Raw genomic sequence first — 13,668 nt, 5'->3', positions numbered from 1 at the left:
TAAAAAATGAAAATAAAAAAACTGATTTTTGGCGTAGCCGCGGCGGCCATAAGTTTTCAAGCGTTAAGTTGGGGAAAAACAGGCCATCGCGTAACGGGTGCTATTGCGCAGCAACATCTCACATCTAAAGCGCAACTCGCTATAGATAAATTACTAGAAAATGAAACCTTAGCCGAAGTGTCGACCTATGCCGACGAAATGCGCTCCCACCCTAGCAAATTTTGGCAAGAAACAGCCAGCCCTTGGCACTACGTCAATGTGTTTGACGGTAAAACCTATGCTGAGGTAGCGCCGCCACCTGAAGGCAACGCTGTCACCGCGTTAGAAATGTTTACCAAGCAACTAAAAAGTAAACAAACCAGTCTTGCCGAAAAGCAAACTGCGTTAAAATTTATTGTCCATATTATTGGTGACTTACATCAGCCATTTCACGCCGGAAATGGCAAAGATAGAGGCGGTAACGATGTAAAATTAAAGTTTTTTTGGGAAGATTCCAATTTACACAGAGTTTGGGACTCTGGTTTGATAGACCAGCAAAAACTGTCTTATAGCGAATGGACCGATATATTAAACCGTAAGATTTCTGAAAAACAAGCTAATCAATGGAAAGAAATCGATCCAAAAGTATGGATAGCAGAAAGCGCTAAAATCCGCGCCCTTGTTTACCCTGACCAAGACAAATTATCATGGGAGTACCAATATCAGAACTTGCCAACAGTAAAACAGCGTTTACAAATGGCTGGTGTTAGGATTGCAGCCTATCTTAATGCTGCACTTCAATAACTTGTTTTAATTACTAGATGCCTACTGAGTTTGACAGAAAATATCTCATCTGAATTACCAAAAATACTTGCCGGACCTATAGTTCGGCGAGCCTCTACCAAACAAGTTTGCTTTTGGCTAATGACCAATCAAGCCTACGCCTTTTCTGTAAAATTGTTTAATCCTCAACAAAAAACCACATGGTTTTCTGGGCGGTTAGACGAACAACAACTATCACAAGTACAAGTAGGGACTCACGCTTTTGTTAACTTAATCACCTTAACCCCCACGTCAGAAATTGCATCTAACAGTCGAGTGAGCTACGACATTCAGTTGCACCATATAGATGGTAGTCATCACAATCTATGTGAGTTAATACCCGCGCTACTTTATAAAGGACAATCCTCTCCCAGCTTTGTAATCAACAAACAGATTGGGAAAATGTTACATGGCTCTTGTCGTAAACCTCACCATAATAGTGATGATGGGTTAGTAGTAGTTGATCAGCAAATTGAGTTAGCAATAGCTAGACAAGTTGAATCCCCTGACTTACTAATGATGTCCGGTGATCAAATTTATACTGACGATGTGGCGGGACCCACTCTAGTGGCAATTCAACAGACCATTGAGAAATTAGGTTTGTTTCACGAAGAACTTGAAGGGGCCACAATCAACAATAGTCAGGCGCTATTTGACCACCCTCACTGCTTTTATCAGCGCCCAGAATTATTGCCAGACGATCCCAGCACCGCTAACACTTATCGTCAATTTTTTGCTGGTAAACGCAAGCCTATCTTTACTTCGGTTAATGCCAGTAATCACTTAATTTCTTTTGCCGAAGTAATGGCCATGTATATTCTCACTTGGTCGCCTGAAATGTGGCAACAAGTACAGATTTCTAGCGACGCTATACCCATAGCATTTAAACAAAAATTTGACGATGAACACGCCATCATTCAACATTTTGTGGCTGGGTTAGATAAGGTCAGACGAGCATTGGCCCATGTACAGGTGTATATGATTTTTGATGATCACGATATTACCGATGATTGGAATCTAACTCGCGGCTGGGAAGACGCGGTATACGGTAACCTATTTGCTAAACGCATAGTCGGCAATGCCTTGGTTGGCTATTGGTTATGTCAAGGCTGGGGCAACGACCCTGCGAAGTTACACCCCTTATATAAATCCTGCCACACACATTTTACTGAAAATGGTATTGAGCAGCATGACAAGCTAGTGCAGCAGGTACTCGACTGGGAACACTGGCATTACAGCTTAGAAACTACCCCTAAATTAGTTGTATTAGATACCCGAACCCAACGCTGGCGATCGGAGTATAGCCTAAGTAAACCATCAGGCTTAATGGATTGGGAAGCCTTAACTGATTTGCAGCAAGAATTAATTGGTCAAGATTCCGTGATTATGGTCTCGGCAGCACCTATTTTTGGGGTGAAGTTCATCGAAACCATACAGCGCATTTTTACGTTTTTTGGCAAAGCGCTAACAGTGGACGCAGAAAACTGGATGGCCCACAAAGGCACCGCCAGTGTGATGTTAAATATTTTTCGGAATCGCAAAACACCTCCTAACTTTGTGATCCTATCGGGAGATGTCCATTATTCTTTTGTGTATGATATTCGGCTGAGATTTAGGCAAAACAGTCCAAGTATCACCCAGATAACCAGTAGTGGTATTAAGAACGAGTTTCCCGATAGATTACTAAAATGGTTCGATAAGCTTAACCGCATTTTTTATAGTAAATATTCACCCCTCAATTGGTTTACTCAAAGACGAAATATGCGAGTGAGGCACCGTAAACCTAATGGTCATAAGCTAACAACACTTTCAAATGGCGCAGGTATTGGTTTACTTAAAATAGATCAATCATGCAGCAAGGTTGAGGCGCAACAATTGTGCGCCTCGGGCGAAGTGGTGACCTTTACCAAAAAAGTATGAGTGTATTCTTAATTATAGATGGAAAGGTTTACTCAATTTATGCACCGCATCAATAAACACTTTGGCGTTCTCTGGCGGTACATCTAAATGAATACCATGGCCAAGGTTAAATACGTGACCATTACCTTTTCCAAAGCCATCTAATATTAATTGCACTTCTTGCTCAATGCGTGCAGCAGGGGCATATAACATAGACGGGTCCATATTGCCTTGTAGGGCTACTTTGTCGCCAATACGTGCTTTGGCATCTGCCATATCCACAGTCCAGTCTAAGCCTACCGCATCACAACCGGTAGCCGCGATAGATTCCAACCATAAACCGGCATTTTTAGTGAACAAAGTCACAGGCACTTTACGCCCGTCATTTTCGCGAGTCAGGCCATCGACAATTTTGTGCATATATTGCAAAGAAAATTCTTGGTAATCGCGACCCGACAACACCCCGCCCCAAGTATCGAAGACCATAACCGACTGAGCACCCGCCGCAATTTGCGCATTAAGGTATAAAATGACCGAATCGGCCAACTTATCGAGTAATAAGTGCAAAGCTTGGGGATCGCTAAAGGCCATTTTTTTGATTTTAGTGAAGGCTTTACTTGAGCCGCCTTCGATCATGTAGGTGGCTAAAGTCCAAGGACTGCCAGAGAAACCGATTAAAGGAACGCTGCCATTTAAGTTTTTGCGAATGGTGCGTACCGCATTCATTACATAACCCAGCTCATCTTCAGGATCCATTACGGGCAATTTTTGAATGTCGGCCATACAAGTTAATGGGCGCTCAAACTTAGGGCCTTCTCCCGCTTCAAAATATAAACCCAATCCCATGGCATCAGGGATAGTTAAAATATCTGAAAACAAGATAGCCGCATCAAGATCAAATCTACGTAATGGCTGCAGGGTGACTTCGCAGGCCAATTCGGCATTTTTACACAGGGACATAAAATCGCCCGCTTCCGCTCTTGTGGCTTTGTATTCTGGTAAGTAACGCCCTGCTTGGCGCATCATCCATACGGGTGTCGTGTCTACGGGTTGGCGTAACAATGCGCGTAAATATCGATCGTTTTGTAATGGTTGCATTGATTTCCTCAAACTGCAGTTAACTTGCCCATAATTAGGCTGAAGGACTATAAAGGGCGGTATTGTAGCGATTTTATCCACTGAAAAAAGGTCAAATTGGACTATATTTCGCAAAAACTTGCATGCTGGGAGTTTTCTCTGCTATAACACTGATGCGAAAGCAACCAAAAAACAAGAATCTCGTCAACGAGACCAAAGACGCTAAAATATTCAAACCCCACGCAAGTGGGGTTTTTTATGCCTGATGATAACCCTAAGACTAGGAAGGAAAAGTGAGGTTTTTCTGCTGCTTTATTTCTTCTAAGGTATGCTGAATCAGTTGCCCAGCAATAGATAACTTAGGCGGAATATTCGGCAGTTTGTCTGGGGAATACCAATGAGCTTCGAGTATTTCTTTACCATCCACTTGTATATCGCCTGAGTCAAAATCGGCTAAAAAACCTAACATTAACGAGTGCGGGAAAGGCCAAGGCTGACTCGCAGCATAGCGTAGGTTTTTCACTTTTATGCCAACTTCTTCAAACACTTCTCTGTGTACCGCTTGTTCAAGGGTTTCGCCACTTTCAACAAACCCAGCTAAAGTCGAAAACATCTGCCGAGAGCGTTGTGGTTTACCTTGCGCCAGTAATATTTTGTCGTTGTGGCGAATAGACACAATAATGCTTGGCGAAATTCTGGGGTAGCAGCGATGCCCACAACGTGAACACTGCATCGCCATTTCCCAATCAATTTGTTGCATCGCACTGCCACATTGCCCACAAAATCTATGAGTACGCATAAATAAAGCAATCTGCCATGCCCGCGAGGCAATACCAAAAAAGCTGGTATGGTTTTGCATAAGTAAGGCTAGCAAACTAACGCGGGTGAGCTGCTCATGCTCCACATGCTCCTTGCCCATGTCGATAAGAAAACATGGCAAATCACCATGGTTTCCTATTCTAACAATTTGCTCTTGATAGGCATGAGCAAAACCAAGTGATCCCCAAGTATCTTCCATAAATCCTTCATTTTCAGTTGATTGAAGAATTTTATCACCACTAATAATTAACCAAATTGCGTGAGTATCAGTTGTCACTGTTATATTTTGTTCGATCATATACTTACCGGAGTTCAAATGTTCTAACCTAAGTTAACACAGTAAAACACCCCATTTAAATTGTTTGGATGGATCGCTAGAAAATAAGCCAGAATGACTAAATTAGTGGTACTATATTGTTGTTTTTTAAAGGAGTGAAAGTGACAGCTACTTGCCAACATTCTATTGCCTCTCAGGTATATAACGCTAGACAGTTTTGTGAAGACAAAGGCGCTAGGTTCACCTTACTTAGAGAAAAGGTATATGCCTTATTGTTAGAACAGCAAGGTGCAGTAGGCGCCTATGAATTGTTGGACGCATTAAAACTCACTGAAGCCAATGCAAAACCTGCCACTGTCTACAGAACGCTCGATTTTCTATTAGAGTTTGGTTTAATACACAAAATCGAATCCACCAATGCGTTTGTTGCTTGCCATCATTTTGATTGCAATCACCCAGTGCAATTTTTGATTTGTGATACCTGTGGCAATGTCAAAGAAATCCAATCTGAAGGTTTAAAAGAAACCCTAGATAACCAAGCACAATCAGTTGGTTTTAGTGTGATTAAACAGACTATTGAAGCTCATGGAACTTGTGCTGCCTGCCAATAATACCAACTGACATAAATTAGCAACCCCACTCTTTTGAATGCTGCTTAGCAGCCCTATATTGCAATTTCAGTTAGGCTCCTCCACTGGGCAAGCAAATAAAAACGCAGGCCTAAAAAAGGAGCAACAACAGCTTTGATGTGGCTATACCCATAGCTCATAACCTATTTTTATAAAATGGTTGCTATAAAAGTATGAATATATATATGATCGTATTAAATTACATTCCAACCTAATTTAGCTTGAGTTTATGAGGAACCAATTAAGATGAAAAAATTACTGCTTATAAGCGCTATCGCTCTGGCTTTTAGCGCAAACGTACACGCTCAACAAAAGTCTAAAAATGATTATAAGTGGGTGACCGGGTTTGGTGAATATTACAAAGCTGAGAAATCAAAAGAGGATAGTCCTAAATATCTTAACGATGGTTTTGGTGGGGGGGTTGAGCTTGGTTTTCAACTCACTCCAGAATGGGCTGCCAGAATAGAAGCATCCTATTTAGAAATAGACGTAGAAAATGCGTTTTTAGATGAGCCTTCGAGCCGCGTTGGCGCTGACGCTTTATATTTTTTGTCCGACGATATGGCTTACGTATTTGGTGGATTAAAGTTAACCAAAATTCATGATGCCGATGTGATGGCCAATATCGGATTAGGTAAACATTGGGATATAGGTAAATTAGGTGAGCGTTGGGATTTCGCTAATCATATTAAACTGGTCACTGAAGTAGCGGCTTACCAAAGTATTGGAAGTAGTAATAGCGTTACCCATATGGGCCTTAAATTAGGTTTAGCTTATGCTATGGGTGGTAAAACGGCCTCAACTAGACCAAAAGATGCTGACAATGACGGGGTTTCCGACAAGAAGGACCAATGCCTAGACACGCCTACAGGCATCCAAGTTGATGCTAATGGCTGTACTTTAGACGATGACAAAGACGGCATTATTAACCGATTAGATAACTGCCCAAATACATCTGCAGGCACTCAGGTTGACAGTTATGGTTGTGTGAAAGAACTTGACGAAGCAACTGATTCCCTTGTTACTGCGAATACATTACAGGCAGAACCACAGGGCGAGTTAGAGCAACCAGTAACCACCAGCATACAAGTACTATTTGCTCACAATAGCGCGGTCATTAGCGATGCGAATTATGGCGTACTGCAGAAATTTGCTTCTTTTATGGAGCGTTTTCCAACAACAGATGCTGTGATTGAAGGCCACGCTTCAGCGCCTGGCAGCGAGAGCTACAATCTAAACTTGTCTCAAAAGCGTGCTAATTCGGTTAGAACGTTACTTATCAATGAGTATGGTATTGACGCTAAACGCATCACAGCTATAGGTTTTGGTGAATCTCAATTACTAGACACCTCTAATACCGCAGCGGCCGATAAAGTAAATCGTCGTATTACCGCTAAGGTATCGGCACGTAGCCAAGCCGAACAATAGAGTCAAAAAATGACAAAAAGAGATGCAATTTGCATCTCTTTTTTTTGCCTTTAACTATATTTCGCATCTATCTTTTTAAGAGATCGTAAAAACAAACCTAAACCACCTACAGCCAGTACTAGAATAACTACCAGTTCAAAAGTGGTCATGGTTCTTAAGTTAAAGCGAACCGATGAAATCACCCCAAATATCAATGCCGACATTGACCCCAGCGTTAATAACCAACCCAATATATTCCTAGCGTTAAAAAAGACTAAACCCACCCCAAATATAAAAGGGATCATGATCATGCCCCCGGTAACGCCAAAGTTATTTCCCATCCCAAACAACCGAGAGCTGAGCCCAAAATTTGAAGAAACGGTGATGGCGTTGAGTAACATATAAAAGCCACCACACATCATAATAACGCCGATAAAAAAATGGCCAATACCGCCTGAACTTCCACCTGCTCCATTCATATTTATTGCCTCATTCAACTAATGGGTAACACTTTTCATCATATATGTTGAGAATACCTGCCTTCTCATTCAGGCAGATGCACAACAAAGTTAATTTAGGTTGTTTTTAACACCAGCAATCAAGTCACGCAGGCGCTCAGCATTTTTTCCAATGTCGCTCATACCTACTCGAGACTTACTACGAGCATCAAGAATGGTCTTTTGGCCTTGGTTTTGAATACGAATAACCACATCATCAATAAAGCCAAACCAAGTTGTGGTGTCGTAGGCTTCTATCAAACCCAGTGTTTTATCAGAATTCACCACTTCAAATCCCATATTATTTACGCTGGCTAAAGCCGCATCAAAAACCTGCTCAGTGGTTTGCTGAAATTGTTGGGTTTGAATATCTGGGTAAGCTTCACGCTGTTGTCTGGCTATTTCTTCACCCTGATACTCGGCAGGGTTTGGTGCATCGGCACGAAGTGCTAGGATAGCGACAAACTTTGGAGGATCGACTAAGTCTGTGGTTATATCGTGGATAGGCGGGACCGACTGAGCCTTATTCATCATACTAAGCGGCATAAAAACAGCAATACCAGCACATAAGATAGCAACACCTGTTGTAGACCATGAAATTGTTTTACGCATAAATAACATTTGAATTAACGCCAAAACTATCGCTACAACACCCAGAATCAATGCAATACGCATAGCTAAAAACGCATTCATTAAACCCAAAATTTCTGCCTGATATAATGGCCCAGAGAATGCCAATAATAAAAGCGCTAAAACCCCTGCAATTAACGTAAGTGTTTTCATAAATATGATGTCCTATATAAGTTGCCTGTAATCCAATGATAATATAGAAGTTAAAAGCATACTTCTAATTGATTTCACTTTCAGGGTAACCATCACTCACTATGATTAATGACACATGGATCAGACTAGGTGTATTTATTACTGTACTGACAGTAATGATGGTCTGGGAAAGCACTAAGCCCAATCGTTTGTCAGCGATCCACTTAACAACACGTTGGCTGTGCAATTTCACCTTGATGGTATTAGGTGCCTTGTTAGCTAGGTTAATAGTGCCTACAGGCTTGGCTTCTATTGCTATTTTTGCACAACACAACCAACTAGGTTTATGCAACCAAGTTTCACTTCCTGTTTGGTTAAGCGTACTAATCTCGGTCGTGTTATTTGATTGTTTAATTTACTGGCAGCATCGACTGTTTCATCTAGTGCCCATGTTGTGGCGAGTTCATAAAGTGCATCATGCCGATCCCCACCTCGATGCCTCAACTGGACTGAGGTTTCACCCATTAGAAATAGCATTAAGCTTGCTAATAAAAGTCGCGGCTGTGTTGCTAATGGGGGCTCCAGTTGTAGCCATCTTAATTTTTGAGATCCTGCTTAATGCCACCTCCATTTTCAGCCATAGCAACATTAAACTCCCAATAAAAATCGACCACTTATTACAAAAAGTAATAGTGACCCAAGCCATGCACCGCATCCATCACAGTCAATTGACCTCTGAATCAAACAGTAATTTTGGTTTTAATCTATCGGTATGGGACAGACTGTTTGGTAGTTACATTAGCAACGCAAAAACGGGGGACAGCGGCATTAAGCTAGGGCTAACGAAATATGCTTCAGAACAATCCAACGCTCACCTGAAAGCGTTATTGTTAATGCCTTTTAAGGGCAAGCCTGATTGATTCTCTAAAAATGACTAAATACCAGCAGGGCAAGTGGCAGATTTCCATACACCTATAGTTTTAATATTGTTTTGGCCGATACCAGCTGTGTCGGTTTGGATTTGGCTTTCGTGGCGCTTGGAGTTTATTGATTTGGTTGTAATAGTGACTTTTGTGCCAGTGTCTTGGCAAGTTACCACACCGTTAAATTCTTGAGGGCTACTTTTGATCACTTGCAAGGCACAGTCATTTCCTGATGTTTTAGCGGTTTCCATTAACTTAGCCTGCATGTTTTTATAGGTTTCTTGGGTGATACACTGTTTAACAACAGGTATTTTCATTTTTCCAGACATCATTTGACGCATCATCGCCCGTTGCTCTTTAGGAACTTTGGCGAGCATTTCATCAAAGTTCATTTCGGTAGTTATTTCCCAATAACCCAGCTCCATATCCAAAGGAACAAAGTTAGCATCGCCTTTAGCCCCACTAGACATAGCAATGAGCAAGCACACAACAAGTTTCTTCATGGTAATCCCCCAACCAAAATAAATATAACTATCAGCCTAGTCTATTAAGTGTTTGATATCCAGTGACTATTCTAGCGGCCGCTGTGATGTAACAGGCAGCTGCATAGACTAAGGCAATCACCACAAAATGCTCGGGCAATAAACAAAATAAACACAATACCACTATGGTTTCAAACCCTTCGGCTAACCCGCCCATATAGTGCATACTTTTATTGGGGTAATGCGGACTGTCGATATTGTGCTTACTGGCCATAATAGCAAAGGCCAAAAAACAACTACCGGTGGCGGTGAACGACAACATTAATAAGCTACCCGCTACGGCATTTTGTTGTGGATGACTCACAATAAAGGCAAAAACAATGGCCGAGTAAAAAATGAAATCTAAGCTGATATCTAAAAAGCCCCCCGCGTCTGAAGGGCGAGTTTGCCTAGCAATCGCACCATCTAAACCGTCACACAGGCGATTGATGACAATCAAAATTAAAGCCAAGGTAAACTGCTGGGCAATAATGGCAGGCACCGCCAATAGACCCAATATAAAACCGGCTATTGTGACCTGATTTGCGCTGATCCCAAGGCTAACAAATGGCTTGGCTAAAAATGCCAGTGGCGGCCTAACTAATTTGTTCAGTAAAGGGTCAATCATGGGGTATTCCTCTGGCGTTTTAATTAAGTTGATACTTGCTGATAATAGTCAGCCAAGTTAATTTGAATGGCTGAGGCCGGAATATCGCTACTATCGTGGGTCACCATAATACTTGGGATATTTTGCTGCGCCAGTTGTTGAAATGCCCAGCTAGCAACTTGCTCTCGATTAGTTGGATCCAAAGCGGCAAAAGGCTCATCCAGCAACATCATTTTTGGCTTGTTGGCCAAGGCCCGCACTAACCCCACTCGTGACCGTTCACCGCCACTTAGATATTGCGGATAGCGCTTACTAAGATGGGCAAGGTCTAGTTGCTCTAGCATCCCTATGGCATGGTTACGGCGCTGTTGTTTTGAGCTTAATTCGGTCACCTTAGGTAAGGCAAAACAGATATTGTCTTGCACCGTAAGATGCGGAAAAAGATACACATCTTGCATCAACAAACCAATACGCCTGTGCTCAATGGCCAATTGACTGAGGTCGATATCATCAATGCATATCTGCCCACTGATGTTCACATAACTAGGAATATTGCCCAACAACCAGTGCAACAAGGTAGATTTGCCTATACCACTTGGGCCAGTTAACACCAACAATTCACCTTTAGCTAACTGCACATTGGGCAGTATAATTTTCCACTGTTCTCCGACTATTTGGCCATCAGTGAGTTTGAACATCGACACTTCCTCGAAATTTTTGCGCCAGTAGCGCCGCCGCTAAAAACGCCACAAAAGGTAATACCGATTGCAATAACATATACACAGCCATGACGTCCTGCTGACTTCCTGTACCAATGGATACAGCCTCTGTGGTGATAGTGGCCACTCTTCCCGCGCCTATCATCAAAGTAGGAATGTATTGGGCAATACTCACCGAAAACGTAATGGCAAAGGCCGAAAATACCGCAGGCAGCAGTAATCGCAGTCGAACTTTGTACCAAGATTGCCAAGGCGAATAGCCAAAACTGGCGGCCAAAAGCTCAAAACGTGGATCGATACTTTGAAACGGGCCTTTTAACACTAAATAAGCGTAAGCAAAAGTAAAAGGCAGGTGCGATAGGATAATCCAGTTAAGGTTGTAGCCCGCCTCTAAGGCAATATGTAGCACCTGCCAGCCTAGAACAATACTCAGTTGCGGTAATAAAATCCCCAGTAGCCAAAAATAATCGGGTAAGTAGCGTTTTCTCTGGCGCTGTAACGCCAATGCCAACAGCGCACAGGCTACCCCAAATAAGCCAGCAAACACTCCAATAATCACAGAGTTTTGCAAAGGCTCAGAAACAAATAACCATTCATCTTGCCATAGCTGTGTACTGAGCTTTGCCAGTACACTTCCTTCAATCTGCCAATTTGCCCCTAATGATAAAAGGGCAAACACCATCACCATTAACAGTACTAAAACGCCGGTAACTGGCAACCAAGCTACAAAGAGCTTATTTACAACACCCAAACGAACAGGACTGCCAAGCACCGCGCCATGTTTACAGGCAAAATTAACGACTTTTTCGTGACCGTATAGCAGCAAAATTGAAAGCATTAATAGCCCCAACAGCAGCACATTTGCCCAAAATGCTAGGGTTTGATCCCCCACACTAAAACTGGTTTGCCAACGATACATAGCCACTGCGAACAATTCAGGAATATTGGGGCCTACCAAAAAACTAATATCTACAACCGACAAGGTGTAAGCCGAAGCCGCTAATAGTGCCAAACGAGATTGTTTAAGTATCGCTGGAAAGACCAGTAACCACCAGCAGCAATGATCTTGGTAGCCTAAGGCCTTACCTTGTAACAGCCAGTATTTGATCGGTAATTGCCGGGCTATGGCACTAAAAATCAGCAAAAAAAACGGTACTTCTTTAAGGATAATGGCAATAATCAGGGTCGATAGTCCTTTACGTGGTAAGCCAGCATCGACAAAAAACACACCACCATCGCTGAACAAAAACACGCACCCTAAGGCGATAGCTAAGTGGGGCAATGCCAGAAAAGGCGCTAGATATTTTTCAAAAGACTGCAAACGGCGACTTTGGTGATATTGGCTAAACACCATAAAGCCAATATACAAGGATAATAAGCTACTAAAGACTGCGGTAAATAAGGTCAGAAGCGCCGAATAACCTAAACTTTGATAAGCCAAAAATGATTTCAAAGAGGCGAGTGTCACGGGCTCTTGTGGCCACAACCCTATAGCTATACCAATAATAGGCAATATCGAAATAACCGACACCAGCAGCCAAGCGCTGGCTAGTGCTAACCGCCGTATCTTTGTTGCCATGCGTCTTCAATCAATACATGCCAAGAACTGTGTAACTCGGGATGGGCAGGCATAGTGGTTTTGTTGTCAAACAAAGCACTAATCACCGAAGGATCGCCCCATACTCCCGCTATTTTTTGTTTTTGCGCCTTTTCACTCAGCATAAAATTGATCACCACTTTAGCGGCATTTGGGCTAGGTGCTGTTTGGGGAATAGCCAAATTATGACTATTCGTGATAGCGCCATCTGTAAAATAACGCCTGTTGCTGGATGCTGATATTTGTTTGCTGGCTTTTTCTTTTGTCCATTGATTTGGGTTAAAACTCACAGTCATAAAAAGCTGCTGTTGTTGATACAACAATAGTTGTTCGGCAGCTGAATTAGGGAAAGCTGTACCTTGCTGCCATAAAAGCGGGTGGAGTTTATCTAGGTATTGCCAAAGTACCGCTAACAACTCATTTTTAGCTTGTTCGGTAGCAACCTTATACAGCCGTGCATCTCCTTGAGTTAAGTTCACTAACAACTGCTTTAAAAAAGTGGTGCCATGAAATTCTGGTGGCCTTGGGTAGCTCATAGTGCTTGGGTTTTGCTCGGCGATATCCAGCAGTGACTGTGCGCTAACCTTAGATTGTGAATACACAGCGGGCTCGGCAATAAGGTTAAACTGACCAATTCCCCAAGGCACTTCAAAGCCGTCCATCGGTTCACCAAAATCAACAGTGATTGGCAACTTATCAACCGCAAGGTGAGCTGTATTGGGAATAGTTGACCAAAGATCTCCCAGTAGAAACCCTTGTTGCTTCAAAAATGAAAAGTTTTCACCATTCACCCAAATTAAATCAATGGCACTGGTGCGGCCGTTTTCGGCTTTGAGCCGCGACACGGGCTCGGCAGGATCGCTCACCTTCACTTGGATGAGCTTTATTTGGTATTGCCTCGCAATTTCGCGACTCGCCCATCTAAGGTATTGATTCACCGCTTTTGAACCACCCCAAGCATAAAAATACACCGATTGGCCTTTAGCGGCTTTTAGGGTTTGTTGCCACTGCTGGCTATTTTCAGCTATGGGCTTATGTACTTCTTTAGCATCGGCGACTGTCGCAAAAATCACCCACAGCCATGCAAACAAGACCCATAATCTCGTTGTGAGTTTAGTCATGCTACCCACCAT

Annotated in this window: 14 protein-coding genes; 5 read left to right on the top strand and 9 right to left on the bottom strand. The window is 42.6% G+C overall.

Annotation, left to right across the window (positions count from 1 at the left end):
* The first annotated feature begins 6 nt into the window (after positions 1-6).
* On the top strand, positions 7-783 hold the full coding sequence (locus tag Q0688_RS01535) for a S1/P1 nuclease (protein ID WP_299072216.1): 777 nt from the start codon (positions 7-9) through the stop codon (positions 781-783).
* A gap of 120 nt (positions 784-903) precedes the next feature.
* Positions 904-2,721: an alkaline phosphatase family protein gene (locus Q0688_RS01530; protein ID WP_299072213.1), complete on the top strand. Its 1,818-nt coding sequence runs from the start codon at positions 904-906 to the stop codon at positions 2,719-2,721.
* Positions 2,722-2,733: 12 nt separating this feature from the next.
* Here the strand turns inward: Q0688_RS01530 and hemE are convergent, their stop codons facing one another.
* Positions 2,734-3,798: a uroporphyrinogen decarboxylase gene (gene hemE, locus Q0688_RS01525; RefSeq protein ID WP_299072210.1), complete on the bottom strand. Its 1,065-nt coding sequence runs from the start codon at positions 3,796-3,798 to the stop codon at positions 2,734-2,736.
* A 259-nt stretch (positions 3,799-4,057) separates the two neighbouring features.
* Entirely contained in the window at positions 4,058-4,894 is an 837-nt protein-coding gene (gene nudC / locus Q0688_RS01520) for an NAD(+) diphosphatase (protein ID WP_299072208.1), read from the bottom strand.
* Positions 4,895-5,034: 140 nt separating this feature from the next.
* Between nudC and Q0688_RS01515 the strand changes: the two genes are divergently transcribed.
* Entirely contained in the window at positions 5,035-5,484 is a 450-nt protein-coding gene (locus Q0688_RS01515) for a transcriptional repressor (protein ID WP_299072205.1), read from the top strand.
* A gap of 264 nt (positions 5,485-5,748) precedes the next feature.
* A complete protein-coding gene (locus Q0688_RS01510) occupies positions 5,749-6,930 on the top strand; it encodes an OmpA family protein (protein WP_299072202.1) in 1,182 nt (393 codons plus the stop codon).
* Positions 6,931-6,980: 50 nt separating this feature from the next.
* On the opposite strand, the gene Q0688_RS01505 is transcribed toward Q0688_RS01510, so the two are convergent.
* Together Q0688_RS01505 and Q0688_RS01500 are read right to left on the bottom strand one after the other, a co-directional pair.
* Positions 6,981-7,388, bottom strand: a complete 408-nt coding sequence (locus Q0688_RS01505; protein WP_299072197.1) for a hypothetical protein — start codon at positions 7,386-7,388, stop codon at positions 6,981-6,983.
* Between the two features lie 90 nt (positions 7,389-7,478).
* Positions 7,479-8,189, bottom strand: a complete 711-nt coding sequence (locus tag Q0688_RS01500) for a DUF1499 domain-containing protein (protein WP_299072196.1) — start codon at positions 8,187-8,189, stop codon at positions 7,479-7,481.
* A gap of 101 nt (positions 8,190-8,290) precedes the next feature.
* On the opposite strand from Q0688_RS01500, the gene Q0688_RS01495 reads away from it, so the two are divergent.
* Positions 8,291-9,088 (top strand): sterol desaturase family protein, encoded by a 798-nt coding sequence (locus tag Q0688_RS01495; protein ID WP_299072193.1) that lies wholly within the window; start codon positions 8,291-8,293, stop codon positions 9,086-9,088.
* Positions 9,089-9,102: 14 nt separating this feature from the next.
* Here Q0688_RS01495 and Q0688_RS01490 read toward each other — a convergent pair whose 3' ends face one another.
* The 5 genes from Q0688_RS01490 to Q0688_RS01470 are packed head-to-tail and all read right to left on the bottom strand — an operon-like array spanning position 9,103 to position 13,656.
* The gene (locus tag Q0688_RS01490; RefSeq protein ID WP_299072190.1) at positions 9,103-9,594 is read right to left on the bottom strand and encodes a DUF3617 family protein; all 492 of its coding nucleotides are present in this window, start codon (positions 9,592-9,594) and stop codon (positions 9,103-9,105) included.
* A 31-nt stretch (positions 9,595-9,625) separates the two neighbouring features.
* Entirely contained in the window at positions 9,626-10,240 is a 615-nt protein-coding gene (locus Q0688_RS01485) for a CDP-alcohol phosphatidyltransferase family protein (protein WP_299072187.1), read from the bottom strand.
* A 23-nt stretch (positions 10,241-10,263) separates the two neighbouring features.
* Positions 10,264-10,917: an ATP-binding cassette domain-containing protein gene (locus tag Q0688_RS01480; RefSeq protein WP_299072183.1), complete on the bottom strand. Its 654-nt coding sequence runs from the start codon at positions 10,915-10,917 to the stop codon at positions 10,264-10,266.
* On the bottom strand, positions 10,901-12,517 hold the full coding sequence (locus Q0688_RS01475) for an ABC transporter permease (protein WP_299072180.1): 1,617 nt from the start codon (positions 12,515-12,517) through the stop codon (positions 10,901-10,903). The genes Q0688_RS01480 and Q0688_RS01475 overlap by 17 nt, the downstream gene beginning before the upstream one ends.
* On the bottom strand, positions 12,493-13,656 hold the full coding sequence (locus Q0688_RS01470) for an ABC transporter substrate-binding protein (RefSeq protein WP_299072178.1): 1,164 nt from the start codon (positions 13,654-13,656) through the stop codon (positions 12,493-12,495). Before Q0688_RS01470 ends, Q0688_RS01475 begins: the two co-directional genes overlap by 25 nt.
* Positions 13,657-13,668: the final 12 nt, after the last annotated feature.

Source organism: uncultured Paraglaciecola sp., from assembly GCF_937123705.1.
Taxonomy (GTDB): Bacteria; Pseudomonadota; Gammaproteobacteria; order Enterobacterales; family Alteromonadaceae; genus Paraglaciecola.
Note: the sequence above shows the minus strand (reverse complement) of the source record. Positions and strands in the feature narration are given on the sequence as shown.

Coding starts and splice junctions, on each gene's coding strand:
- Q0688_RS01510 (WP_299072202.1), top strand. CDS start 5,749: ATGAAAAAATTACTGCTTATAAGCGCTATCGCTCTGGCTTTTAGCGCA.
- Q0688_RS01505 (WP_299072197.1), bottom strand. CDS start 7,388: ATGAATGGAGCAGGTGGAAGTTCAGGCGGTATTGGCCATTTTTTTATC.
- nudC (WP_299072208.1), bottom strand. CDS start 4,894: ATGATCGAACAAAATATAACAGTGACAACTGATACTCACGCAATTTGG.
- hemE (WP_299072210.1), bottom strand. CDS start 3,798: ATGCAACCATTACAAAACGATCGATATTTACGCGCATTGTTACGCCAA.
- Q0688_RS01530 (WP_299072213.1), top strand. CDS start 904: ATGACCAATCAAGCCTACGCCTTTTCTGTAAAATTGTTTAATCCTCAA.
- Q0688_RS01480 (WP_299072183.1), bottom strand. CDS start 10,917: ATGTTCAAACTCACTGATGGCCAAATAGTCGGAGAACAGTGGAAAATT.
- Q0688_RS01500 (WP_299072196.1), bottom strand. CDS start 8,189: ATGAAAACACTTACGTTAATTGCAGGGGTTTTAGCGCTTTTATTATTG.
- Q0688_RS01495 (WP_299072193.1), top strand. CDS start 8,291: ATGATTAATGACACATGGATCAGACTAGGTGTATTTATTACTGTACTG.
- Q0688_RS01475 (WP_299072180.1), bottom strand. CDS start 12,517: ATGGCAACAAAGATACGGCGGTTAGCACTAGCCAGCGCTTGGCTGCTG.
- Q0688_RS01490 (WP_299072190.1), bottom strand. CDS start 9,594: ATGAAGAAACTTGTTGTGTGCTTGCTCATTGCTATGTCTAGTGGGGCT.
- Q0688_RS01470 (WP_299072178.1), bottom strand. CDS start 13,656: ATGACTAAACTCACAACGAGATTATGGGTCTTGTTTGCATGGCTGTGG.
- Q0688_RS01535 (WP_299072216.1), top strand. CDS start 7: ATGAAAATAAAAAAACTGATTTTTGGCGTAGCCGCGGCGGCCATAAGT.
- Q0688_RS01485 (WP_299072187.1), bottom strand. CDS start 10,240: ATGATTGACCCTTTACTGAACAAATTAGTTAGGCCGCCACTGGCATTT.